The organism is Megalodesulfovibrio gigas DSM 1382 = ATCC 19364 (assembly GCF_000468495.1).
Taxonomy (GTDB): Bacteria; Desulfobacterota; Desulfovibrionia; order Desulfovibrionales; family Desulfovibrionaceae; genus Megalodesulfovibrio; species Megalodesulfovibrio gigas.
In genome coordinates this window covers 2,848,231-2,873,368 of sequence record NC_022444.1, presented here as the reverse complement: position 1 = coordinate 2,873,368, position 25,138 = coordinate 2,848,231, and the positions used below count along the sequence as shown (strand labels likewise).

The following is a 25,138-nucleotide window of genomic DNA, read 5'->3' as shown; positions in this document are numbered from 1 at the left end:
ACGGCCTTCCGCAGGAGCGGCGACGCCATGCGCATTCTGCATGTGGTGAACGACTTCCTGCCCTTCACCCGCGCCGGCACGGAACATTATCTGGCCGAGCTGCTGGCCGGGCAGCAGGGCCTGGGTCTGGCCTCCGCTGTACTGCATCTGGCCCCGCCTGACGCAGCGCCGGCCTATGGCATCGTCGCCGCTCCGTATGCGTCGGCGCCAACGTGCATGCTCGGCGTGCCCCGGGAAGATCGGGACGCGCCGGAGAATCCCCGCGTGGCCGCCGCCGTGGCCGCCTGGCTGCAAGCCAATCCGGCGGATGTGGTCCACATCCATAGCCTCATCGGCTTCTCCGTTTCCCTGCTGGACGCCTTGCCGCCGCAGACGCCAGTGGTCATGACCCTGCACGATTTCTGGCTGTTCTGCGCCAATGCCATCCTCGTCCGTGGCGAGGGCCGCCTCTGCGCCGGTCCCAGGGACGCAGAGGACTGCGCCGCCTGCCACGCCCGGGCGCGCCGTGAGGCCACGGCGGATCCGGAACGCATCCGGCACCGGAATGCCTGTCATCGCCGGGCGGGTGCGCGCCTGGATCTGGCCATCTGCCCCTCGCACTTCAGCCGCCGGCTGTACGCCCGGCACGGGTTCGACGGGCCGCATCTGGTGCGCGCGCCCCTGGGCATGCGGGCGGTGGAGCCGGTGCGGCCGGTCCCCGCGCCTCCGCCGGCCGGGGCTGGCGTGCGCTTCGTCTTTCTGGGGGGACTGTGCTGGTTCAAGGGGGCGGATCTGGCCGTGCGCGCCTTCCTGGCCCTGGCCTCCCGCGGTATCGGTCCTGCCCGCCTGGACATCCATGGCCTGGACTCCAATCCGGAGTATGCCCGCGCCGTGCGGACGCTGGCTGCCGGACATCCGGACATTGCCTTCCATGGCCCATACGCCAAGGCGGATCTTGGTCGCATCCTGGGCGGGGCGGATGCGCTGCTGCTGCCGTCGCACGTGGAGACCTATTCCTTCGTGGCCCGGGAGGCGCTGTCTGCCGGGGTGCCGGTCATCGCGGCGGATTGCGGCGCCCTGCCGGAGGTGGTCCGGCATGAAAAAAACGGCCTGCTGTTCCGATCCGGGGATGCCGCGCACCTGGCCGCCAGCATGGCGCGGGTGCTGGGGGATGCCGCCCTGCTGCCCCGCCTGCGCGCCGGCATCCGCCCGGTGGTGACGGTGGAGGAAGATGCCGCCCGGCTGGTCCGGCTGTATCGGGACTGCCTGCAGCGCCGGCGTGCGGACACCTTGCGGACAGAAATGTAAGCGGTTGTTCCGGCAGATGAAGATGTGATAGGGGGAAGGTTGTGTCTTCTGCGGGCGCGCCTGTGCCGGCGTGCCGTCGCCTCCTCACCTCATTCCCCGGGATCTGCTCATGAAAGCCATCGCCATCAACGGAAGTCCTCGCAAGAACTGGAACACCGCCACACTGCTGCAGCACGCCTTGGACGGTGCGCGGGAAGCCGGCGCGCAGACCGAGATCGTGCATCTGTACGACCTCTCCTTCACCGGCTGCGTCAGCTGCTTCGCCTGCAAGAAGATCGACGGCAAGCACTACGGCCACTGCGCCGTCAAGGACGATCTCGCCCCCGTGCTGCAGGCCGTGGCCGAAGCCGACGTGCTCCTGATGGGCACCCCGGTATATTTTGGCAGCGAAACCGGAGAGATGCGCTCATGTCTGGAGCGGCTGCTGTTCCCGTATCTGACCTACACCCCGGACTATGAGTGCATCTTCCCCGGCAGGCTGCAGGCCGGGATGATCTACACGATGAATATCACCGAGGACATGATCCCCGAATTCCAGTATGAGCAGCTGCTCTCCAGGGTCCGGGGGTACGTGGCCCGGGTGTTCGGCAACTGCGAGCTGCAGATCTGCACGGATACCCTGCAGTTTTCGGATTATGCCAAATATCTTTCCACGCGCTGGGACGCCGTGGCCAAGGCCGCACGGCGCGAGGAGGTCTTCCCGCAGGATTGCGCCAAGGCCAGAGCCCTGGGCGCAGCCTTGACCGAGCGGGCAGCGGCCACTGCCGACCGGTAGGGTATTTTAATTTTGAAAAAGGACATTGCGAGAGGGGAAACCTNGGGGGAAGAACCTTTCTATAGAAAGGTTTTCTCCCGAGAACTCTTTTCAAAAGTAACCTGCGCTATTCCACCGGCACGTTCCAGATGTTCCGGCAGTATTCGCGGATGGAGCGATCCGAGGAGAACATGCCCAGCCGGGCCACGTTGAGGATGGACATGCGCGTCCAGGCTGCGGGGTCGGCGTAGGTGCGGGCGGCGCGGTCCTGGCAGTCCATGTAGGAGGCGAAGTCCGCCAGCACCAGGTATTCGTCGCGGTGCAGGAGGTTGTCCACCAGGGGGCGGAAGCAGCCGGCATCGCCGCGGGAGAACACGCCCGAGCGGATCTGGTCCAGGGCCTCGGCCAGTTCGGGGTTGCCCTCCAGGTGCGCGGCCGGGGAGTAGCCGGCGCGCTGCACAGCCTGTACTTCGTCGGTGGTGAGGCCGAAGAGGAAAAAATTCTCCTCGCCCACGCAGGCGCGCATCTCCACATTGGCGCCGTCCAGGGTCCCGATGGTCACGGCGCCGTTGATGCCGAATTTCATGTTGCCGGTGCCCGAGGCCTCCTTGCCGGCCAGGGAAATCTGCTGGGAGAGATCCGCCGCCGGGTAGATGACCTGCCCGCTGCGGACGTTGAAGTTGGGGACGAAGGCCACGCGCAGCCGGCCAGCCACGGCGGGGTCTGTGTTGACCACCTCGGCCACGCGGTTGACGAGCAGGATGATCTGCTTGGCCAGGTAGTATGCCGGCGCGGCCTTGCCGCCGAAAATCACGGCCCGGGGCACGAAGTCCATGCCCGGGTTGCGGCGCAGGCGGTTGTACAGGGCGATGACCCGCAGCACGTTCAGGTGCTGGCGCTTGTATTCGTGGATGCGCTTGACCTGCACGTCAAAGAGCGCCGCAGGATCCAGCTCCACCCGCAGGATGGTTTTGGCCAGATGCGTCAGCCGCTGCTTGTTGGTCAGCTTGGCCGCCTGCCATTGGGCCTGGAAGTCGGGGTCATCGGCGAATTCCTCCAGGCGGATGATTTCTTCCTCAAAATGATCCTGCCACCGCGTGCCGATGCGGTTGGAAATGCAGGCCGCCAGGGCCGGGTTGCACAGGGCCAGCCAGCGCCGCGGGGTGACGCCGTTGGTGACGTTGGTGAACTTTTCCGGGAAGAAGGCCGCCAGATCGCCCAGCACGTCGCGCTTGAGCAGCTCGGAATGCAGGGCGGCCACACCGTTCACGGCCTTGCTGCCCACGGTGGCCAGGTGGGCCATGCGCACGAAGCGGGGGCTGGTTTCATCGATGAGGGAAAGCCGGCGGGCAAGGTCGGGGTCTTCGGGATGCGCAGCCGTCACGGACTCCAGGAAGCGGCGGTTGATTTCGTAGACGATTTCCAGATGCCGGGGCAGCACCTCGGCAAAGAGCGGCAGGGGCCACTTTTCCAGGGCTTCGGGCAGCAGGGTGTGGTTGGTGTAGGCAAAGGTCTGGGTGGTCACGCTCCAGGCGGTGTCCCAGTCCATGCCGTGCACGTCCACCAGCAGGCGCATGAGCTCGGCCACAGCCACGGCGGGGTGGGTATCGTTGAGCTGGATGGCGAAGGTGGTGTGGAAGGTCTCCAGCGGTTTGCCCAGGCTGTGGTGAATGTGCAGCATGTCCTGCAGGGAGGCGGAGACGAACAGATACTGCTGCCCCAGCCGCAGTTGCTTGCCCTGGTAGGGGTCGTCGTTGGGGTAGAGGACCTTGGTGATGGTTTCGGAAAAAATCTTGTCGTGGACCGAGGAAAAATACTCGCCGGCATTGAAGGTGCTGAAGTCGAAGGCCTCCACGGCCTCGGCCCGCCACAGGCGCAGCAGGTTGCAATGCGTGCCGCCATGGCCAACCACCGGGATATCGTGGGCGCAGGCGGTCACGGTTTTGGCCGGTGTCCACTGCACGCGCAGGGTGCCGTCGGGGGCGGTTTCCATGTGCGTCTTGCCGCCCAGGCGCACCTCGTATTGCTGGCCGCCCCGGGGCAGTTCCCAGGGGAACGGCCGGCGCAGCCACTTGTCCGCCAGCTCCACCTGTGCGCCGTCCTCGATGGCCTGGCGAAACATGCCGAATTCGTAGCGGATGCCGTACCCGATGGCCGGTACGCCCAGGGTGGCCAGGGAATCCATGAAGCAGGCAGCCAACCGGCCCAGGCCGCCGTTGCCCAGCCCCGGTTCAGGCTCGTGGAAGACGATGGCGTCCAGATCCTGCCCCAGGCTGGCCAGCGCCTCGCGCATGGGCTCGGTGATGCCCAGGGCCAGCATGTTGGCTCCCAGTTGCGGACCGATGAGAAATTCCGCGGAAAGATACGCCACGCAGCGCACATCCCCGTCGGCCGCAATGCGTTCAATCCCCTGCACCCAGGCCTTGAGCATGCGATCGCGCACGGTGTAGGCCACGGCGGTGTACCAGTCCCCCCGCGCGGCGTTTTCCTGGGCATGGCCGGTGGCATAAAACAGGTTGTCCAGCACGGCCTTGCGCAGGCCTTCCCTGGAACAGTCCGTGCGCGGATCAGGCGAGGCGGCGGTGCGGCGTTTGGCGGCCATACGGGCTCCTTGTGCGAGGCTGACAGGTGGCAGGGCGGAATACAGCGGGACACACTATGCGGATTGCCGCATCATATACCACCCCTGGCCGGGCTGTGTAAAGGGAAGCACTGTTTTTTTGCAGAAAAAAACATGCTACGGCAACGGCTTGCGTTCATCCAGCATTGTTCGTATGAGGGAATTGCGTCACGGCAGACGCGCGATTCCCTCACCATACAAGCAGGCAGGGCGGCATGGAGCGGATTATGGTGGACGTCGTCAAGAGCGAGCAGGACTACGCCTTGCATCTGGACGGCCGTGTGGCCGTCACCCCTGGAGGGCGAGCGCTGCGATCCCCGAGTCTCCGGCTCATGGAGTTGCTGGTGCGGGACGCCTGCGAGTCCGCCCCGGATCGCCTTGCCGCGCAATCGCTGCTGGAAACCCAGCTGGACGAGGCCGAGCCGGCTCCTGCGGTCCTGCGGCAGGCCCTGCTCCAGGCGCTGACACTGGATCCCCTGGTGGCGCGAAAGTTTCCGGGCCAGACCGCGGCGGCGTCGGCCGGCGTCTGGCTGGAGGATGATGTGCCGCCCATGTTCCTCCAGTATGGCGGCCTGGTGGAGGCCTTCGCCAAGGCCGTGGCCTATCTGCTGGAGCATGGCCTGGCCGAATACCCCGCCGTGCAGCAGGATTTTGTGCATTTTTCAAATGCCCTGGCCGCTGTGCTGGAGGGGATGTCTCCGGCCTGGCTGGCCGCCCTGGCCCGGCTGCAGGCGCGGCATGCCGTGGGGCTGGTGTTGCCCCTGCTCCTGGTGACGGATTCCCTCTCTCCTTCGGAATATGCCGCCCTTGCCGTCAGCCAGGGCACATGCACGGCAGCGGCGGCCATGCAGCGGTATCAGATCCTGCGGCAGGACGCCTGGACCGTGCGCGAGTTCCTGCACACGGCCCCGGTCCTGCAGCGGCCGTCCCTGCGGGCGCTCATTGCCCGGGGCGAGAGTTATCATCTGGAATTCAAGTCCACCCTGCGTTGCAACCTCCACACGGGCAAGCACGATGCCGCCATCACCCATGCGGCCCTCAAGAGCCTGGCCGGGTTCCTGAACTCCGGCGGCGGCGTGCTGCTGCTGGGCGTGCGCGATGACGGCTCCATCCAGGGCATCGAGGCCGACGGCTTCCCCAACCTGGACCGCTTTGGCCTGCACTTCTGGCAGACCGTGGAAGCCGGGCTGGGTGGCGGCGTCTGCCCCTTCGTGGAGACGCACTTCGAGTCCCTGGATGGTGGCACAGTGTGCATGGTCAGCTGCATGGAAAGCCCCCGCCCGGTGTTCCTGCACGCCAAGTCCGGCGAGGACGAGTTCTACATCCGCGTGGGCGGTTCCAGCCGCAGGCTGGGTGTGCGGGATGCCCTGGAATACATCTCCCTGCACTTCAAGAAAGACTGACGCAGCCTTGGCCGCAGGGGTGTGGGATCTCAGGCCGGGCCTTCCCTAACAGGCGTGGGCGTGGTATGGGTTACTGTATCCAACCGGCATCATCCATACACGTCCGGCATGATCTGCTCCGGTTGCACCAACCGATTCAACCTGCAACGGGGGGTGTCTTATGCGCGTGTCCATTGCCATGCGACTGGCGATCCTTGGCCTGTATATTGGTCTGGCGGTGTGTTTTCTGGTGGGGGACGTGTATTACACCAGCACCAGGGTCTCCGCCTCCACGCAGGTCAGCGCCATGCGCCTGGAGCAGCTGGACGCGGTGCAGGAGATGCGCACCGGGCTGTTGCAGATGACGCTGGCGGCCATGGACGCCATTGTGGACAAGCATGAGGGAGACATCGCGCCCGAACGCATGCAGGCCATCACCAGCGCAGCCGACCACCTCACGCGCAGCCAGACGCTGCTGCAACAGATTGCGGATACCCAGGAAGAACGCCGCGCCGTGCGCGAGTTTGGCGAGCACCTGCCGGCGCTCATTCAGGGCGTCACGGTGGAACTGCCGGCCACTATCCGCACCCATGGCCGCAGCACGGACGCTGCCGCCGCGGAGGCCTTCGAGCGCATCGACGATGTGGTGGACGATCATGCCGATGCCGTTCTGGAATGCCTCGACACCATCGCCGATTCCATCCGCCAGGAGCTCACTGCCGCCAGCGCCGCGCTGGAGGCGGATGTTGCCGCCGCCGTGTCCACCAGCATGTGGGTGGGCGGGGGCGTGCTGCTCACGGTGGGGTTGTTTTTCACCATCATTGCCCGCAGCATCCTCACGCCCTTGCAGGCCACGCTGGAGTTTGCCCAGGCCGTGGCCGGCGGTGATCTGGATCGCCAGATCACGGTGCGTTCCAGTGACGAAACAGGCCGCCTTGCCGAGGCCTTGCGCGTCATGGTGGCCAGCCTCAAGCAGTCCCTGCAGCAGGCCACACAACAGGGCGAGGAAGCCCGCCTCGCCGCCCGGGCCGCCTCGGAGGCCACACAGCAGGCCGAGCAGGCCCGTCAGGAAGCGGAACGCGCCATGGCCAAGGGCATGCTGCAGGCGGCGGACAGGCTGGAGGAGGTGGTGGGCATCGTCTCCTCGGCATCGGAAGAACTGGCCGCCCAGGTGGAGGAGTCCAGCCAGGGGGCCGCGCAGCAATCCCATCGCATCACCGAAGCCGCCACCGCCATGGAGGAGATGAATGCCACCGTGCTGGAAGTGGCCCGGAGCGCCTCCGTGGCCGCAGACAGCGCCGATGCCGCCCGCCGCAAGGCCGTGGAAGGGGCCGAGGTGGTAAGCCGCGTGGTGGCCGGGGTGACGGAAGTGAGCGCCCATTCCCAGCACCTGAAGACGGACATGGCCGACCTGGGCCAAAAGGCCGAGGGCATCGGCCAGGTGTTGGGCGTTATTTCGGATATTGCGGACCAGACCAACCTGCTGGCCTTGAACGCCGCCATTGAGGCAGCNCTTTGCCGTGGTGGCCGACGAAGTGCGCAAGCTGGCCGAAAAAACCATGCAGGCCACCCGCGAGGTGGATACGGCCATTCGCGGCATCCAGCAGGGGGCATCCACCAACATCGCCAACGTGGAAAAGGCTGCCGCCACCATTGCTGCGGCCACTGGTCTGGCAGACGCCTCCGGCCGGGCGCTCAAGGAAATTGTGGCGTTGGTGGATCAGACCACGGATCAGGTGCGCTCCATCGCCACCGCTTCGGAGGAACAGTCTGCCGCCAGCGAAGAGATCGCCCGAAACATCGAAGCCGTGCAGCGCCTCTCGTCGGAGGCCTCGGATTCCATGCAGCAGAGCGCCCAGGCCGTGAGCGAGCTGGCGTCCCAGGGGCAGCGGTTGCGCAGGCTTGTGGATGACCTCAAGACCGAGACTGGCCGGCGTTGAGAAAACGCGCGTGTCCCTCTTGCCGGGTCAGTCACGCGATGGCTGCGTGCGGATGTAGTGCAGGCACTCTTCGCCCGGCAGTGGCCGGCTGAACAGGTACCCCTGGAAAATGGAGCAGCCAAGCGCCAGAAAGCGTTCAAGCTGGGTGTGCTGTTCCACACCTTCCACCACGGTGGAGATGCCCATGGCCTGGCCAAGCTCCACGATGCTGCGGACGATATGTTCGTTGACGCTGGCGCCGTAGTCGAGGGTCAGGGAACGGTCTATTTTGATGGTATCCACAGGAAATGCCCGCAAATATCGAAGCGAGGCATGCCCCATGCCGAAATCGTCAATGGCCACGCGCACGCCCTGTCCCTGCAATGTCTTCAGCGCCTCCAGGATGTGGGGGTTTGGCTCAAGCACCGAGGATTCGGTGATTTCAAGCTCCAGCAGATGTGACGCGAGGCCCGCGTCTGTCAGCACTGCCAGGACATTTTCTGGAAAATGCGGATGCAGGAGCTGGCGCGGGGACACATTGACGGAGATGCGCAGATCGTCCGGCACCCTGTCCACCCAGGCGGCGCGCAGGGCGCAGGCGTCGGCGAGCACTTGCAGGCCGAGTTTATCGATGAAGCCGGCGTCTTCAGCCAGAGCGATGATGACGGGCGGGGCGATGAACCCGTACACAGGATGTCGCCAGCGGATCAAGGCTTCCACGCCGGTGATGCGATGGAGCGTCCCGTGCAGCTGGGGCTGGTAGACAAGAAAAAGCTGGTCATGCCTGTCCAGGGTTGCGGCCAGATCGTTGGCCAGCGCCTTGGCCAGGCGGCCTGCTTCGCCGGGCAAATCCAGACATTTTCGCCCCCCAGGACCAATGTGGCAGCAGGCCGCAGCCTGCTGCAAGGCACTGAGCACGCGCTTGCCCCGGCGTTCCTGCATGGTGTCTGCCAGTCGCACAAAAGGAAGGTACATGGAGACGCCGACGGCCAGATTTACCACCTGCATGGCCACACCAGCCAGCGAGTGCGTGGCCGCGTACCCGCTCACAAGGGCGGGCGTGGTCCAGAATGCTTCGCCGGCGGTGCGGGGGACAAGCTCCAGAACCGTGGCCAGGTAGGCCGTTACGGTCTGCAGCAGGGGAGCACACAGAAACGGGATGCAATAGACAGGATTGAACACCAGCGGGATGCCGAACAGCAAAGGTTCATTGACATTGCATAGGGCGGGCAGCAGGGCGAACCGGCACAATTTGCGGCTGCCGGTGTCTCGGCTGCCAAGGAATATGGCAATGATCAGGCACAGCGTGGAGCCGGACCCACCCATGCGGGTGAAGGCGTCGAAGAATGGCTTGGTGAAGATGAACACGGGGGCTGCGCCGTCGTGCCACGCGGCGATGTTGGCCTGGGCTGCCGGCACGAGGATGTGTTCTTCCACGCCGGAGAGCATGTGCGGTCCGTGCATGCCCACAAGCCACAGCAGTTGCGTGATGCCCGTATACGCCAAGCCGAACCCCAGGGTGTCCGAAGCCTGGGCAAAGGGCGCAAGCAACAGGGCGCGCACTGCCTCATCCACATCGGGAATCCCTATGAAGTTCAGCAGGATTCGCGCCACGCCGAAAATAAAAATGGCGGCAATGCCGGCCGGCATCACCGTCAGGACATCGCGCACCACGGGGTCGTGCCCCACCGTGGTCATGGGAAGCTGCAGCGCGCGAAGCCTGGAGAGGCGCAGGAACAGGGTGCTGCCGGCAATGCTGACAGCCAGCGACAACAAAAAACTGCGGTTGATATAAAAGATGTTTTCCCACTCGGCAGGTTCCCGGGGGGCGATGAGCACGAACGCGCACGACATGACCACCACGATGGCCAGGGAGGGACTGACAAACGGGCCGATCCGCTGTTGATTGTGCAGCATGGCCATGCTGCCGGTAAATGCGCACAAAAGGGCCAGGGCAGCGATGCCGAAGGTGCCGCTTACCAGCGTATCCCACAGGGTGCTCCACGAAGGGCCGAGCGTACTCTCCAGCAGTTCGCCAAGCCCGAACGGGGCGTTTTGGAACATGAGCCCCAGAGAACCCACCAGGATCAAGGGAAGCACCAGCGACAACCCCCGCTGCACCACCAGCAGCAAGGGACGGTTCTCATGGGCATCAGCAAATTCGATGGCCCGGAGAAGCAATCGACCCGCTTTGTTCATGTCGGCCTGCAGTTTCCATCGTATAGAGCAAATTCCTGCTGTGACGGCCTTGCATAGCCCACGGGTATAAAAATAGAAAGTGAAATCCTGATCCGGGGTTATCTGTTGGCGTTTTCCCGGTGTTCCAGGGCAGCATGCAAGGCGGCGTGGAGTTCCTGGAAGGTGACGGGCTTGGAGAGGAAGCTATCCATGCCGGCATCCAGGAACTGCTGCTTGTCTTCGGGCATGGCATAGGCCGTGAGGGCGATGATGCAGCAGGCGCGCACGCGGGGGTCTTCGTCGGCGCGCAGCATGCGTGTGGCGTCCAGGCCGTTGAGGCGTGGCATTTGGATGTCCATGAACACGGCGTCGTAGGGCGTGCTGCGCACCTGCTCCACGGCTTCCAGGCCGTCTGTGGCCTCGTCCACGGTGCAGCCGGATTTCTTGAGCATGGTGGTCATGAACAGCCGGCTCACGCTGTTGTCCTCCACCACCAGCACGTGCAGGCCCTGGGTGCCAAGCTGGTTGGGGTCCATGACCGGTGGCAGGGGGGCGTGTTCCGTGGGGCTGACCTGGCAGGGCAGGTCCAGCGTGAACAGGCTGCCCCGGCCCGGGACGCTTTCCAGCCGGATGCCTCCGCCCATGAGTTCGGCCAGCCGCTGGGAGATGGACAGCCCCAGCCCCGTGCCCTGGCTGGAGCGGGTGAGATTCTGTTCCACCTGATAAAAGGTCTTGAAGATGGCCTCGTGCTGGGACGCATGAATGCCGATGCCGGTATCTTGCACTGCCACGCGCAGCCGGGGCGTCTCCCCTCCGTCTGCGGTGTGCACGTGCACCTCTATCTGCCCGGTTTCGGTGAATTTGAGGGCGTTGTTCATCAGGTTGTTGAGGATCTGGGAGATCCGCTTGCCGTCCACCTGGATGGCGGTGGGCACGTCGTCGTCGATCCGGCAGCGCAGGGCCAGGCCCTTGCGCTCGGCCTCGGGCTGGTGCATGGCCATGAGCCGGTGCAAAATCTCGCGCACACTGGTCTTTGAGGGACGGATTTTGATCTGGTTGGACTCGATTTGCGAGATGTCCATCAGATCGTCGATGATGGACTGCAGATGGCGCGAGGCCTCAATGATCATGTTCGCCTGTTCCTGCAGCTCCTGCTCCAGGGTGCTGATCTGCACCAGCTGGGCCATGCCCATGATGCCGTTCAGGGGCGTGCGCAGCTCGTGGCTCATATTGGCCAGAAAGGCGGTCTTGGCCCGGTTGGCTTCCTCGGCCAGGGCGCGGGCCTCCTCCAGGCGGCGCTCCATCTGCGCCCGCTCGGTGATGTCCAGAAACGCACCCACGGCGCCCGTCACGCGGCCGTCGCGGTCCAGGAGGGGCACGGCATTGCCCATGATATGCCGCACCTCGCCGTCCTCGAACACGATGTCCAGCTCCTCCTCATGCAGGGACAGACCCAGCAGGGCGGCCTGTTGCATGGGCAGCTCGTGGGGGAGCAGCTCCCGGCCATCCTTGAAGACCTGGAAGTGCACGGGCGGATTGTATAAGGCAGACTTGGACGGGTTGGCTCCCGGCGCCACCCGCAACAGCTCCAGCGCGGCCCGGCTGCCCTCCATGGTGGCGCACTGCGGATCGTGGGCGATCCACACCGCGGCCGGCACGTGATCCATGACCGCCTGCAGTTGTTTTTCGCGGTGGATGCGCTCCGAGAGATCCATGCCCGCGGTGAGAATGTGCGGCTTGCCCTCCAGCTCGATGAGTTCCGCAGAAATGATGGTGGAGAGGATGGTCCCCTGCCGGGTGCCGATGCGTAGTTCCTGCTGGGTGAGGGAGCCGCAGGCCTTGAGGGCCCGCACGAAGGTTTCGCGCTCTTCGACAGACGGCAGGATGCCCATGGCCAGGGAGGTGCGGCCGATGAGGTCGTGCCGGGAATGGCCGGTCATGGCGCACAGGGCGTCGTTGACCTCCACGATGCGCCCCTCTTCCAGCGTGGAAATGAGCATGAAGGCCGGACTGGCGCGGAAGGATTTCTTGAAACGGTCCAGGGATTCGGCGAACTCGCGCTGGATGCGCCGTTGTTCCGTCACCAGCTGCGTCATAACCATGCCGGCGATGACTGCGCCGGCGTCGCTGCGCACGGGCAGCACCCACACATCGAATATCTGGCCGCGAAACTCGGCGTCCTGGCGGGAGCCTTCCCCGGCCAGCGCCTGGCGGTATACGGGCTCCAGCGCTTCCACCACGCCGTCGGCCTGCAGGTCGTACAGGGTCTTGCCTTCCAGGTCGCTGCTGGCAATGCCCATGATGTGCATGGCTTCCCCGGCGGCCACCAGATAGCGCAGGTCCTGATCAAAGAGCAGCACGGAGCCGTTGGGGAAGTGGTCCAGCAGGGTGCGCAGCTGGGCGGACCGTTCCGCCAGCTGGGTGGTGCGTTCCGCCACAAGGCGTTCCAGCTCGTCACGATGGCTGCGCAGCTCGTCCTCCATGCGCTGCCGTTCGGTGATGTCCACAAAGGTCAGCACCAGGCCGTCCATCTCGCCCGCAGTGCTGCAGTAGGGGAACATGCGGGAAAGATAGGTGCGGCGCTCGGCGTCTGCACTATTGTCCGAATGCACCAGGCACTCCATACGCTGCCGGGTTTCCTGCACTGTCGCGGCCATGGCCGGCACATCCAGCCCCTGGAGGCGGTTGGCGAAGTGCTCCAGCGGCCGGCCCACATCGCTTTCCAGCACATGAAACATGGCGCTGGCCGCGGGCGTGAACTGCCGGATGATCAACTGGCAATCCAGAAACACGGTGGCAATGTCCGTGGCCCGGAGCAGGTTTTCCATGTCGCTCTTGGAACGGTCCAGGGCCTGGATGTTGGCCTGCAGCTCGGTGTTGACGGACGTCAGCTCCTCGTTGAGGGCCTGCAGCTCTTCCTGAGAGGTTTCCAGTTCCTCGTTGGAGGACTGCAGTTCCTCGTTCATGGAGAGCAGTTCTTCGTTGGACGCCATGAGCTCCTGATTGGACGCCTCCAGATCCTGCACGGCCAGCCGCAGCTGCTCGCCGGTGATGCGCAATTCCTCTTCCAGACGAGTAATGAGTTCGTCGTGGGCCTCGCAGCAGGCGGACTCGAAGTCTACGCCAGATTCGCGCGTGTTCGTCGGGCGCAGACGCTCCACAAAGGCCACCAGCAGACAGGATTCCTGGCAGTATTCTTCCTGCATGGGGTGCACCTGCACCTCCACCACCGTCTGCGGCCGGTCTGACAGGCTGATGCCGTGCGCCACCACCAGCGTCTTCTGCCGGCGGGCCTGGCGCAAGGCATTGCGCAGGGGCAGCCGCAACGGGGGGCGCACCAGACGCACCGCCTCGTTGGAAAAGCGGCCCTGGGGGAGCTCCAGGAAGGGGGACAGATCTCCCTCCATGTGCAGGATGGTGTCGCGTTCGTCCACCAGCAGGCTGGGCGGGGCAAAGGTCTTGAGCAGTGCTTGCTGGAACAGCTGGGGGACGTCCGGCCGCGGCGGCGCGGCGGCAAGTTTTTTGAAGGTGCTTTCGTCCAGGGGAGCGCTTTTGAGCATGAAGGGATATTCCGCCGTCGGGGTGGGGACTTCCCGCCGGCGATAAATCTTCCATTTGGCATGCACCGGCTCGAAGAGCCGGGCGTGTTCGCCCAGGCTTTCCGCCACGCCCAGCACCAGATGCCCGCCGCTACGCAGGGAGTGATGGAACAGGGGCAGCAGCATGCCCTGGGCCTGCGGCGTCAGATAGATGAGCAGGTTGCGGCAGCTGATGAGATCAAGCCGGGAGAAGGGGGGCGTGGCGAAGAGATCGTGCCGGGCAAAAACGATCATCTTGCGCAGGATGGAGCTGACGGCGTAGTCGCCGTTCTGGAACAGGAAATAGCGGTGCAGCAGCGTGCCGGGCAGGTCGTTCACGGTGCTTTGCGGGTATACCCCGGTCCGGGCCCTGGCGATGGCCGCGTCATCCATGTCCGTGGCAAACATGGAGATTTTCTTGCGCACGGCGTGGCGGCGCATGTATTCCTGCAACAGGATGGCAATGCTGTACGCCTCTTCGCCGGAGGCGCAGCCGGGAACCCAGATGCGCAGGTCTTCCGTTTCCTTGCCCGGGGCGAACAGCTCGGGCAGCACGTCCTGTTCCAATGCGGCGAAGACGTCCGCATCGCGAAAAAAGCTGGTGACGCTGACGGACAACTCCCGCGCCAGGGCCATGGCTTCCTCAAGCTCTTGGTCCAGCAGGTCACGGTATTCGACCAGGCTGTTCACATCCCGCAGGCGCATGCGTTTGTCGATGCGGCGCAGCAGGGTGGTGCGTTTGTAGTTGGTGAAGGCCAGGCCGGTGGATTGTTCCAGCCGGATGAGCATGGGAGAGAGCACCGTATCCAGGGAAGGATCGGGCGGGGAGGCCTCTGCGGACGAGGCCGCTGCAGCTTCCAGCGAGGTCGGCGTGGTGCGGCGCAGCAGGGCCATGAGCCGTTCCGCCAGCTGGGCCGGAGGCAGCACCACATCTGCCGCCCCGGCAGCCAGGGCCGAAAGGGGCATGCTGTCGAAGCGGGCCGTGGCCGGCTCCTGCACCATGGCAATGCCGCCAGCCACGCCGATTTCCTTCAGGCCCACGGCGCCGTCGTTGCCGGCTCCGGAAAACACGACGCCCACGGCGGCATCCTTGCAGTCACGGGCCAGGGAGGCGAAGTAGTCGTCGATGGGGTGCCGCATGTTGCGCCGCACTGGCGTGCGAGTCAGCTGCAACACGCCGTTTTCCTGGGTCAGCAGCGAGTTGGGCGGGATGACGTAAATGTGGTTCGCCGCAACGGGCATGCCGTCTTCGGCCTGCAGCGCCTGCAGATGGGTGTGGCGGGTCAGCAGTTCCGCCAGCAGCGGCTTGTGATGCGGATCCAGATGCATCACCAGCACAAAGGCGCAGCCGGGGGCCTCGGGAATGTGCTGAAAGAACTCCTCCAGCGCCTCCAGCCCTCCGGCGGAAGCGCCAAGCCCCACGATGCGGCAGGCCGTGGTGCGGTCGGCCATGGTGCAACAGGCAGGCGTGGTCAAGATTGCAACATCCCCTATGCTTGCTGCCCCGGCAATTGCTGGCAGCGTGCGATGAATGGAAGACATGCTATCCTGAGTGTACGAAAAAATCTATGGGGCTCTGGATCGTGTCGCGCATGGATTGGTGTTTTGGCGGTATATGGCGGGCCATCATGCGCCGCGGCGATACATGAAGAACGCCACAGGCACCACCACCAGGGTGAAGGCCGTGGACGCCGCCAGTCCGAAAATGAGCGCCCAGGCCAGGCCGGAGAAGATGGGATCCAGGGTGATGGGCCACGCGCCCAGGGCTGTGGTCAGGGCGGTGAGCACAATGGGCCGGAAGCGCACGGCGCCGCTTTCCAGGATGGCTTCGCGCAATGCCAGACCCTGGCGCAAGGAATCTTCAATAAACTCAAGCAGCACAACACTGTTGCGGATGACGATGCCCCCCAGGGCAATCATGCCGATCATGGACGTGGCCGTGAAGAAGATGTTGGTGGAGAAGCCGCCCACCTCCTGGGTGAAAAAGGCGTTCAGCATCCAGAACCCTGGCAGGATGCCCAGCAGGGTCAGGGGAATGGCCGTCATGATCAGCAGAGGGAGGGAGAATGAATTGGTCTGCAGAATCAGCAAGATGTAGATCCCCAGCAGCGCCGCGCCAAAGGCCAGGCCCAGGTCGCGGAACACCTGCAGGGTAATCTGCCATTCGCCCTCGCTGGCAAAGTCCACCTGCACTCCCGGCGGCAGGGGGGATTGCCGCAGGGCTGCCTGCAGATCCAGGATCGCTTCGCCGGGGGCGCGGCCGGCCATTTCGGCATACACCCACACCACCCGTTCCAGATTTTTGTGCAGGATGGGCTGATCCTCGGGCAATGTCTCGAAGCGGCCCAGCTCGCCCAGGGACACCACCGCGCCGGAGCTTGCCCGCACGGGCAGGCTGGTCAGGCTGGCCAGACTGGCGCGCTGCCACCGGGGCAGCATCACCTGCACGGCGAGGGGCTGGCGTTCCTCGGCCAAGTGCACCGCGGCGGCCGTGGTCCCGCCCACGGCGGTGCGCAGGGTCTCGGTGATGGCGGCGGAGGTGACGCCGTGCAGGGCGGCCTTCTGCTTGTCGATGACGAAATTGCGGCGCACCGTGGCGTCCAGGAAGCTGGCGTCCACGTCCGTCACGCCGGGTTCGGCGCGCATGAGGCCCATGAGCTCGCCGGCAGCGGCGATGAGCGTCTCATAGCTGGTCTGCGGCGTGCCGGTGACGGCTGCCGCCACCGTGGCCAGCACCGGCGGACCAGGGGGGGATTCCACCAGCTTGAGCGCCGCGCCGTGGCTGGCGGCCAGCTGTTCCAGGGGCCGTCGGATCCTGAGGGCCAGGGCGTGGCTTTGCATGGGCCGCTGGTCCTTGGAGGACAGGCGGATGCGGATGTCGGCCTGATGGGGTTGATCGCGCAGATAGTATTGCCGCACCAAGCCGTTGAAGTCGATGGGCGAGGCCGTGCCGGCGTAGGTGGTCCAGGCTTCGATTTCCGGCACGCCGGCCAGGAAGTCCTCGAAGTCCCGCAGGGCGCGGTCCGTGGTTTCCAGACTCGTGCCTTCGGGAAAATCCAGCACCAGCTGCAGTTCGTCCTTGTTGTCGAAGGGCAGCATCTTCAGAGGCACCAGACGGAAGGCGGCCAGGGCCAGACTTGCGATCAACAGCAGGCCGATGCCGCCAAACAGTGCCCAGCGTCGCCAGGCCGCGCCCAGCAGCGGGGCCATGAGGGCATGATATGTCCGACGAATCCAGGCTGGCGTGGCGTCCGATCCCGAATTTCCTTCCGTCGGGCGGGCAGGATCGCCGGGTGCGGGGGCCAGTCCCTTGAGCAGGTGATACGAGAGCCACGGCACCACCGTGAGGGCGGCCACGGTGGAAAAGATCACCGCCAGCGGCACATTGGCTGCCATGGGCGCCATGTACGGGCCCATCATGCCGGTGATGAACAGCATGGGCGCAAAGCTGATGATGATGGCCACCGTGGAGAGCAGCACCGGCGGCAACACCTCCCGCAGGGCGGCCAGGGTGGCCTCGAAGGGACGGCGCACCCCCTTGAGGATGTGGCGCTGGATGTTGTCCACATTGGTGATGGGATCGTCCACCACCAGCCCCAGGGACAGGATGAGGGCAAAGAGCGTCACGCGGTTGATGCTGTACCCCAGGAGCATGGAGCAGAACAGGGCGAAGGAGAAGCTCACCGGCACGCTCACGGCCACCACCAGGGCCTCTCGCCGGCCCATGGTCACGGCCAGCAGGGCCACCACCGTGCCGATGGCGAAGACCAGGGAGGCCAGCAGCTCATCCACCTTCTGCTGGGCAGTGCGGCCGTAATCGCGCATGATTTCCACGGCCACGTCGTCCGGCAACAAGGGGAGCAGGGCGCCCAGACGTTCGCGCAGCCGCTGGGCCACGGCCACGGCGTTGGCTCCCGGCTTCTTGGCGATGGCCAGGGTGACGGCCGGATGCGCCGCATCGCCATGAAAACCGGAGGTGCCCAGGCGGGAATAGGAGACGGGTTCGGCCGGACCTTCCACGATGGCGGCCACGTCCGAGAGGGTCACGGGCCGGCCCTCGCGCACGCCCACCACCAGTTGCCCCAGGTCGCCCGGCTGGAGGAGAAAGGCGTCCGCCGTGATGGAAAAGGTGGTGTTCTGCCGGGTGACGCTGCCGGCAGTCACGGCGGCGTCGGCGCTGCGCAGGGTCCGCAGCACGTCCTCAATGGTCACGCCGAAGCCGGCCAGGCGTTCGGCGGCCAGCTCCACCCGCACCTCCCTGGGCCGCCCGCCCACCAGAAAGAGTTTGCTCACGTCCTCTTCGGCAGCCAGGCGATGGAACAACTCCTCGGCCATGCGGCGCAGGGCGTGGTCGTCGTACCTGTCGGAGTGCAGGACCAGGACGAGGATGGGCACATCGTCGATTTCCCGCGGCTTGACCGACCAATCCATGACGACGCCCGGCACCAGATCCAGATTGGTCTGCACGGCGTTGTGCAGCTTGATGAGGGAGGCTTCGCGATCCTCCCCGACAAAAAACCGCACCGTGGCCATGGCCATGTCCCGCCGGGCCATGGCGTAGACGTGCTCCACGCCGCTGATCTGCCAGAGGATGCGTTCCAGCGGCGTCGTCACCAGACGCTCCACCTCCAGGGCCGAGGCCCCGGGCACGCGGACCATGATGTCCGCCATGGGCACCACGATCTGCGGCTCCTCCTCCCGCGGCGTCAGCAGCACGGCCGCCGCGCCCAGGCACAGGGCAAAGGCGATGAGCAGCGGCGCGCCGAGTCCGTGCAGAAAGGGAGCGGTGACGCGGCTCACAAAGCCGAAATCTTCGGCCGGGGGGGAGGGAGGCGTCTCGGGATGATGTTCAGCCATTGCCGTCGGCTCCGGTGCCATTCGCGTGGGTCGGGGTGTCGGCGAGGGGCAGGGCCAGGGACTCGGGCAGGGAAAGGGGCAGGGCCACCAGCTCCCCGCCCGTCAGGCCGGCGAGGATTTCCACATGCGTGGCGTTGGCCTGCCCTGTGGAAACGTACATGGTCCGCCAGGGGGCGGCTCCGTCTGTCGCCTTGGTGCGCACCATCTCCAGCTGGCCCACCCGGCGCACGGCCTGGTACGGCAGCAGCACGGCTTCGTGCCGGGCCACGGGGATGAGCAAACGGCCGAACATGCCGGGATGCACATTCAGGTTGGGGGGGATGACGGCCTTGACCACAAAGGTGCGGGTGGCAGGATCGGCGGATGGGTGCACCTCGTCCACCAGTCCCACGGTTTCCAGATCCAGGGCCGGGATGCGCACGGGCAGTTCCATGCCGGGCCGTATCTGGGCGATGAGCCCTTCGCGCACCTGGGCTTCCAGACGCAGGCTGGCTCCCGTGCGCATGGAAAGCAGGGATTTGCCCGGCGCAGCCAGCCCGCCAGGATCCACATGGCGGCGCAAGACCTCGCCGGCCTCGTGGGCCACAATGGTGGAATAGCTCAGATGGATGCGCGCCTCTTCCACGGCCTCCTGTGCCCTGGCCTGGGCAGATTGCGTCGCGGACAGACGCTTGCGGGCCTCCTCCAGCCCCGCCTGGGCGCGTAGATAGTCGGCCTCGGCCTGGTCCAGTTCGCTTTCAGCCACGGCCTTGCCGCCAAACAATGATTTGATGCGTCGATAGTGAGAGGTGGCGCGATCAAAGGAGGCCTGGGCCGCCTGCACGCCCTGGGAAGCCTGGGCCACGCTGGCGCTGGCGCCCTCGCGTTCCTCCTCGGCCTGGGCCAGACGGGAGGCCAGCTGGCGACTGTCCAGCACCGCCAGCACGTCGCCCTTGGCCACGGCATCCCCGGGGTTGACGCGCACCTCCATCACCCGGGCCGTCACCAGGGCCTCCACATCGGTTTCTTCACGGGGTTGCACCGCGCCCACGGCTTCGTACCAGTCCGTCACCAGCTGGCGGTGGGCCGTCACGGTGAGGGGGTGTTCCTCGGACAGGGGCGGTGCGGCGCGCGGGACGTCATCCCGGGGGGAGACGTCTTTGGATCCGCCAAACAGCATGCTGCCGGCGATCATCCCCGCGAGCAGCCCTACCAAAGGCCCGATGAACGGGCCGGCACTCTGGAACATGCGTCTTATCTGCACACGGCGCCTCGCTCTGATGGCAGTTTGGACATGCATACCCCGTCGCGGCGTCTCCCGCAAGAAAAAGCGCCCAATTGGGGAGCTTGCGGAAATGCCGGGGGCATATTATTGAGGCGCATAACATTTAGTACCCTAATTATTAGTTGCAAAAAGGTGATGCCATGATCCTGAAAGAGCTGCCCAGCTATCAGCATTTGCTCAAGAAGTCCGCCCAGTATCCGGAAATGGACCTGGAGGTGACCGAAGCCTACCTGCACGTGCTGCGCACGGGCTGCACCCTGCATCGCTGCGCCGAACGTCGCCTGGCCCGCAACGGCCTTTCATACGGCCGGTTTTTGGTCATGGCCCTGCTCAGCCAGGAGGAGTACCTGCCGGTGTGCCGGCTGGCCGAGCTTTCCAGCGTCTCGTATCCCACCATTTCTGCCCTGCTTTCGGGCATGGTGCGCGACGGGCTGGTGGAGCGCGTGCAGGACGAACAGGACCGCCGCGTGGTGCGCATTGCCCTCACGGCCGCCGGCCGCGCCATGCTCGACGAGATCATGCCCGGCATGTTCAGGCATCAGGCTGCTGTGCTGGCCGGATTGACGCGCGAGGAGCTGGCGACGCTTGTCGCCCTGCTGTCCAAGGTGCGCCTGGATGCAAACGAATGCACGGAGGAGTTTTGAACCACGCCGCTGCCGACCCTGGTGGTGTTGTCTGTCACAGAGTCCGCAGCAATGATTCAAGATGCGGCAGCGCCAAGAGCTTCCCTGCCCGTAAGAGTCCATGACGGGACACCTGCTGCGGCTTTGTGGCGCGAGTACGCCCCGCCCGGGAATTCTCCGGACGGGGCGTTTTGGTGTGGTGCAGGGGCAGGTTGGAGCAACGCATGGTTGACGCAATGATGCAGTATCCCGTAATCACAATAAAAAGTCTTTGGAAAGGGGGTTCGGGGGAAGAACCTTTCTTTAGAAAGGTTTTCCCCCGACAGCCTTGAAGCGTTCTATTGCGTCTTCGCCTTGACCGTGCGGCGGCGGGCGTGGAGGGTGGGTTCGGTGTAGCCGTTGGGCTGGGTGCGGCCCTGGAAGATCAGCGCCCTGGCGGCCTGGAAGGCGTCGCTGGCGTCAAGATCCGGGGCCATGGGCCGGTAGGCGGGGTCGTTGGCGTTCTGGGCGTCCACCACTGCGGCCATGCGACGCAGGGTTTCTTCCACCTGGGCCGGCGTGCACACGCCGTGATGCAGCCAGTTGGCCAGATACTGGCTGGAGATGCGCAGGGTGGCGCGGTCTTCCATCAGGCCGACATTGTTGATGTCCGGCACCTTGGAGCAGCCGATGCCCTGATCCACCCAGCGGACCACGTAGCCCAGGATGCCCTGGGCGTTGTTGTCCAGCTCGCGCTGAATCTGCTCGGGGGTGAGGTCCATGGTTTCCATGACCGGGATTTCCAGCAGCTCGTCCAGGCGGGCGCGGCGGGCGATGGCCAGTTGCCCCAGGAGTTCGCGTTGCCGGGCGGCCACGTCCACCAGATGATAATGCATGGCGTGCAGGGTGGCCGCCGTGGGGGAGGGCACCCAGGCCGTGTTGGCGCCGCTTTTGGGGTGGGCGATTTTGGTGGAGACCATCTCGGCCAGCCGATCCGGCTTGGCCCACATGCCTTTGCCGATCTGGGCCCGGCCGTGCATGCCGCAGAGCAGGCCCACATCCACGTTCCAGTCCTCGTAGGCGGCCATCCAGGCGGCGCCGCGCATGGCGTCCTTGGGCACCATGGGGCCGGCTTCCATGCTGGTGTGGATTTCGTCGCCGGTGCGGTCCAGGAATCCGGTGTTGATGAACACCACGCGGTCTTTCGCCTGGCGGATGCATTCCTTCAGATTCACCGTGGTCCGGCGTTCTTCGTCCATGATGCCGATTTTCAGGGCGCGCGCCGGCAGGCCCAGGGCCTCTTCCACGGCGGCGAAAATCTGGCAGGCGAAGGCCACCTCATCCGGCCCGTGCATTTTGGGCTTGACGATGTACACCGAGCCGGTGCGGCTGTTCACCACGCTGCCCAGGTGGTTGAGATCGTACAGGGCCAGCAGGCCGCAGACCATGGCGTCCAGCATGCCTTCGGGGATGTCCTGGCCGTCCAGGCGCACGGCGTCGGTGGTCATCAGGTGGCCCACGTTGCGCATGAGCAGCAGACTGCGGCCGGGCAGGGTCAGGGGGGTGCCGTCGGGGGCGGTGCAGGTGCGATCGGGCTGCAGGCGACGTTCCACCGTGGTGTCACCCTTGGGAACGCTGGCGGTCAGGTCGCCGCGCAGCAGGCCGCGGATGGCGGCGTAGGCCTGGGTCTTGTCCGGCCCGTCCACGCAGGCCACGGAATCCTCGCAATCCAGGATGGTGGTGATGGCCGCTTCCAGGACCACATCCTTGACCCCGGCCGGGCTGGCGCGGCCGATGGGGTGCGCGGGATCGATGCGCAACTCGCAGTGCAGGCCGTGGTTTTTGAGCAGGATCATGGACGCGGCGGGTGCGCCGAGGTGGCCTGCGAACTGGCCGGGGTCCTTGAGCATGGAGACCGTGCCGCCCTGCATGCGCACCAGCAGGGTGCCGTCCTCCACCCGGTAGGCCGCGGCCTGGGCGTGGGAGCCCGCGGCCAGGGGAAAGGCTTGGTCCAAAAAGATGTTTACATACCGGACCACGGCCGCGCCCCGGGCAGGGTTATACGCCGTGCCCTTTTCCTGGCCATTGTCTTCGGGGATGACGTCGGCCCCGTAGAGGGCATCGTACAGGCTGCCCCAGCGGGCGTTGGCGGCGTTCAGGGCGTAGCGCGGGATGGTCACCGGCACCACCAGCTGCGGCCCGGCGATGGTGGCGATTTCCGGGTCCACCTTGTCGGTTTCAATGGAGAAATCCGGCCCTTCCGGCGTCAGGTAGCCAATTTCTCCCAGGAAGCGGCGGTATGCTGCCGGATCAACGGGCTGCCCCTTCTGCGCCAGGTGCCAGGCGTCGATGCTGGCCTGCAGGGTGTCGCGGATCTCCAGCAGCTCACGGTTGCGCGGCCCCAGGGAGCGGACGAGATCGGCCAGGGAGGTCCAGAACCGGGCGGCGGGCACGCCCACGTCGGCACATACGTCTTCGATGAGGGCCGCCAGCGGGGTGGAGATGTCCAGGCCGTGGGCGGACGTGCGATCTGTCATGGAAGGCTCCTTTGTGGATGATGCGAATTGGACAGGCCCTGGAGCAGGGTAGCCCAATGCAGGGCCTTCGCACAAGGGAGCCGCCTGGGGGGTGAAATTTGGGCCCAGGCCGGTATGGGCCGGTGTGGCGTCACGCGCCTTCGGATTTCATGTTCTCGATGAGGGTTTTGAGGATCTGCGCCTGCCGGGCCAGTTCCGTGACGGCGGTGGCGCTCTGGCGCATGGCGTCCGCAGTTTCCGCGGCGATGCGGTTCACGCCTTCGATGCTGCGGTTGATCTCGTCGCTGGTGGCGGACTGCTGTTCCGCGGCCGTGGCGATGGAGCGGACCTGATCCGCGGCCAGATCCACCAGGGTGACAATCTGGGCCAGGGCCTCGCCCGACGTGTCCGCCAGGGCGGTCATGTCTTCGATGGCCTTGGCGGCCAGACCCACATTTTCGATGTTTGTGCGCGCGCCCTGCTGGATGCCGTGGATGGCCTGACCCACTTCCTTGGTGGCGGTCATGGTCTTTTCGGCCAGCTTGCGAACCTCGTCGGCCACCACGGCAAAGCCGCGGCCGGCGTCTCCGGCCCGGGCGGCCTCAATGGCGGCGTTCAGGGCGAGCAGGTTGGTCTGGTCCGCAATGTCCGAGATGACGCCCAGAATCTGCCCGATGCCCTCGGCCTGCGCGCCCAGGGCTTCCATGTCCCTGAGGGACTGCCTCGCATTGGCCTTGACCTGGCCGATGTGCGCCACCACCTGGCCCACCACGCGCGCGCCTTCCTCGGCCTTGCTGCGGGCCTTGAGGGAGGTGTCCGAGGCCTCGCCGGCGTTTCTGGCCACTTCCAGCACTGTGGCGTTCATCTGCTCCATGGCCGTGGCGGTCTCGCCCGCACGGGCGGATTGCTCGTCCGCGCCGGCGCTGGATTGTTCAATCTGCGCACTCAATTCTTCGGATGCCGAGGTCACGACTTCCACCACGTTTTCCAACTGTTGGGCGGCGTGGAGCATGCCTTCGGCCCGGGCGCGTTCGGCCTGGCATCTGGCGGCGTCGGCGTCGGCCGTGGCCTTGCAGGCAGCCTCGGTCTGGCGGGCGGCGTCTTGCGTTTTCTGGTCCGCCTCGGCGATCTTGGCCTTGAGATTGTCCACCATCTTGATGAAGACGCCGTACACGCCATGGCCGGCGGGAGGGTCGAAGCGCACGTCCAGGTTGCCGCCGGCCACCTCGTTGGCCACGGCGTGCAGATGACCGGGATCCACCCCAAGCTGGCCCAGCACGTTTCGGGTGAGCCAGAAGGCCAGCCCCGCCGCAAGGACCAGGGCCAGCGCCAGGGCGATGAGCACCAGCTGCTTGCCCTCAGTAAACGCCTCGCCGGCTGCCTTTGCGGAGGCGGCGCCACCGGCATTGTTGATTTCCGTCAATTTCTCAAGCACGGCCTGGGCGGTGCGCATGGCGGTCTGGGAGTCGCCGGAAACGAGCGCAGCCAGGCGATCGTACATGTTTTTTCTGGAGTATTCCATCACCTTGACGTTGATGGCCAGGTACTCGCGCCAGCGGTCTTGAAACTCCTGATACAGGGCGCGTTCTTCTGCAGAAGAGAGCAGGGTCTCGTAGTGCTGCATGGCCGTCGCCAGCTTCGCTCGGGCCTCCTCGATGCGGGCTTCGATGGCCTGCCGGCCCTTGTGATCCAGGGTGAGGGCGTGGAGCATCTCCAGCCTGCGGAACACGGAGGTCAGATCGCGGACTTCGGCAATGGCCTTGATGCTGGGCAGCCAATTTGCGGCAAGTTCGTGGCTGGCCGTATTGATGTTCCCCATCTCCCGGATGGAGAGCAAGCCCAGGCCGCATAGCAGCAGGATGAGCAGCGCAAAGCTGGATGCGAGCTTTGTGGCGAGTTTCATGGTGGCCCCCCGGTGTTAGACAATGCAGGTGGCGATTTTTACGCTGAAGTGTCTCGCAGTGTCAAATATCCACCCTGAAGAGTATCGTCATGTCCGGGAGACTTTCCCGTGTTGACGCAAGAAGTTCTCTTTCTTGATCGGTTAAATGGTATTTGGTTGCTGCTTCCTTGGGGCTGGTGGGCTGGATCAGGGGTGTCCGGAGGGTTTCGCCCTATATTTTCATGCCGCCGCGTGTGGTTGCGCCATGGGCAATGCGGATTATGGTAAACATTATTGTC

Annotated in this window: 12 protein-coding genes and 1 pseudogene; 6 read left to right on the top strand and 7 right to left on the bottom strand. The window is 65.3% G+C overall.

Features of this window, described 5'->3' with window-relative positions; all coding sequences use genetic code 11:
- The first annotated feature begins 27 nt into the window (after nt 1-27).
- Entirely contained in the window at nt 28-1,287 is a 1,260-nt protein-coding gene (locus DGI_RS12535; protein WP_021761470.1) for a glycosyltransferase, read from the top strand.
- Nucleotides 1,288-1,396: 109 nt separating this feature from the next.
- Nucleotides 1,397-2,062, top strand: a complete 666-nt coding sequence (locus DGI_RS12530; RefSeq protein ID WP_021761468.1) for a flavodoxin family protein — start codon at nt 1,397-1,399, stop codon at nt 2,060-2,062.
- A gap of 106 nt (nt 2,063-2,168) precedes the next feature.
- Here the strand turns inward: DGI_RS12530 and DGI_RS12525 are convergent, their stop codons facing one another.
- On the bottom strand, nt 2,169-4,643 hold the full coding sequence (locus tag DGI_RS12525; RefSeq protein WP_021761466.1) for a glycogen/starch/alpha-glucan phosphorylase: 2,475 nt from the start codon (nt 4,641-4,643) through the stop codon (nt 2,169-2,171).
- Between the two features lie 233 nt (nt 4,644-4,876).
- Between DGI_RS12525 and DGI_RS17395 the strand changes: the two genes are divergently transcribed.
- The 3 genes and pseudogenes from DGI_RS17395 to DGI_RS19625 all read left to right on the top strand — a co-directional run bounded on the left by DGI_RS17395 (nt 4,877) and on the right by DGI_RS19625 (nt 7,983).
- The gene (locus DGI_RS17395) at nt 4,877-6,064 is read left to right on the top strand and encodes an RNA-binding domain-containing protein (RefSeq protein WP_021761464.1); all 1,188 of its coding nucleotides are present in this window, start codon (nt 4,877-4,879) and stop codon (nt 6,062-6,064) included.
- A gap of 160 nt (nt 6,065-6,224) precedes the next feature.
- Nucleotides 6,225-7,496, top strand: a pseudogene (locus tag DGI_RS19630) (HAMP domain-containing protein); the annotation flags it as partial.
- Nucleotides 7,497-7,602: 106 nt separating this feature from the next.
- Nucleotides 7,603-7,983 carry a methyl-accepting chemotaxis protein gene (locus DGI_RS19625; RefSeq protein WP_268742063.1) on the top strand — a complete coding sequence of 127 codons (381 nt, stop codon included), beginning with the start codon at nt 7,603-7,605 and terminating at the stop codon, nt 7,981-7,983.
- A 27-nt stretch (nt 7,984-8,010) separates the two neighbouring features.
- Here DGI_RS19625 and DGI_RS12510 read toward each other — a convergent pair whose 3' ends face one another.
- The 4 genes from DGI_RS12510 to DGI_RS12495 form a co-directional block, all read right to left on the bottom strand.
- Nucleotides 8,011-10,161 (bottom strand): EAL domain-containing protein, encoded by a 2,151-nt coding sequence (locus DGI_RS12510; protein WP_051286342.1) that lies wholly within the window; start codon nt 10,159-10,161, stop codon nt 8,011-8,013.
- Nucleotides 10,162-10,259: 98 nt separating this feature from the next.
- Entirely contained in the window at nt 10,260-15,194 is a 4,935-nt protein-coding gene (locus DGI_RS17390; RefSeq protein ID WP_021761461.1) for a CheR family methyltransferase, read from the bottom strand.
- A 150-nt stretch (nt 15,195-15,344) separates the two neighbouring features.
- The gene (locus tag DGI_RS12500) at nt 15,345-18,575 is read right to left on the bottom strand and encodes an efflux RND transporter permease subunit (protein WP_021761460.1); all 3,231 of its coding nucleotides are present in this window, start codon (nt 18,573-18,575) and stop codon (nt 15,345-15,347) included.
- Nucleotides 18,568-19,803 (bottom strand): efflux RND transporter periplasmic adaptor subunit, encoded by a 1,236-nt coding sequence (locus DGI_RS12495; RefSeq protein WP_051286340.1) that lies wholly within the window; start codon nt 19,801-19,803, stop codon nt 18,568-18,570. The genes DGI_RS12500 and DGI_RS12495 overlap by 8 nt, the downstream gene beginning before the upstream one ends.
- 176 nt (nt 19,804-19,979) lie before the next feature.
- Here DGI_RS12495 and DGI_RS12490 point away from each other — a divergent pair, with 176 nt between their 5' ends.
- Entirely contained in the window at nt 19,980-20,483 is a 504-nt protein-coding gene (locus DGI_RS12490) for a MarR family winged helix-turn-helix transcriptional regulator (protein WP_021761458.1), read from the top strand.
- 317 nt (nt 20,484-20,800) lie between these two features.
- Here DGI_RS12490 and DGI_RS12485 read toward each other — a convergent pair whose 3' ends face one another.
- Together DGI_RS12485 and DGI_RS12480 are read right to left on the bottom strand one after the other, a co-directional pair.
- Nucleotides 20,801-22,978, bottom strand: coding sequence for a malate synthase G (locus tag DGI_RS12485; RefSeq protein WP_021761457.1), 2,178 nt, complete (start codon nt 22,976-22,978; stop codon nt 20,801-20,803).
- Nucleotides 22,979-23,108: 130 nt separating this feature from the next.
- Nucleotides 23,109-24,860 carry a methyl-accepting chemotaxis protein gene (locus tag DGI_RS12480; RefSeq protein WP_021761456.1) on the bottom strand — a complete coding sequence of 584 codons (1,752 nt, stop codon included), beginning with the start codon at nt 24,858-24,860 and terminating at the stop codon, nt 23,109-23,111.
- Nucleotides 24,861-25,138: the final 278 nt, after the last annotated feature.

Coding starts and splice junctions, on each gene's coding strand:
- DGI_RS12535 (WP_021761470.1), top strand. CDS start 28: ATGCGCATTCTGCATGTGGTGAACGACTTCCTGCCCTTCACCCGCGCC.
- DGI_RS12530 (WP_021761468.1), top strand. CDS start 1,397: ATGAAAGCCATCGCCATCAACGGAAGTCCTCGCAAGAACTGGAACACC.
- DGI_RS12525 (WP_021761466.1), bottom strand. CDS start 4,643: ATGGCCGCCAAACGCCGCACCGCCGCCTCGCCTGATCCGCGCACGGAC.
- DGI_RS17395 (WP_021761464.1), top strand. CDS start 4,877: ATGGAGCGGATTATGGTGGACGTCGTCAAGAGCGAGCAGGACTACGCC.
- DGI_RS19625 (WP_268742063.1), top strand. CDS start 7,603: ATGCAGGCCACCCGCGAGGTGGATACGGCCATTCGCGGCATCCAGCAG.
- DGI_RS12510 (WP_051286342.1), bottom strand. CDS start 10,161: ATGAACAAAGCGGGTCGATTGCTTCTCCGGGCCATCGAATTTGCTGAT.
- DGI_RS12500 (WP_021761460.1), bottom strand. CDS start 18,575: ATGGCTGAACATCATCCCGAGACGCCTCCCTCCCCCCCGGCCGAAGAT.
- DGI_RS12495 (WP_051286340.1), bottom strand. CDS start 19,803: ATGTTCCAGAGTGCCGGCCCGTTCATCGGGCCTTTGGTAGGGCTGCTC.
- DGI_RS12490 (WP_021761458.1), top strand. CDS start 19,980: ATGATCCTGAAAGAGCTGCCCAGCTATCAGCATTTGCTCAAGAAGTCC.
- DGI_RS12485 (WP_021761457.1), bottom strand. CDS start 22,978: ATGACAGATCGCACGTCCGCCCACGGCCTGGACATCTCCACCCCGCTG.
- DGI_RS12480 (WP_021761456.1), bottom strand. CDS start 24,860: ATGAAACTCGCCACAAAGCTCGCATCCAGCTTTGCGCTGCTCATCCTG.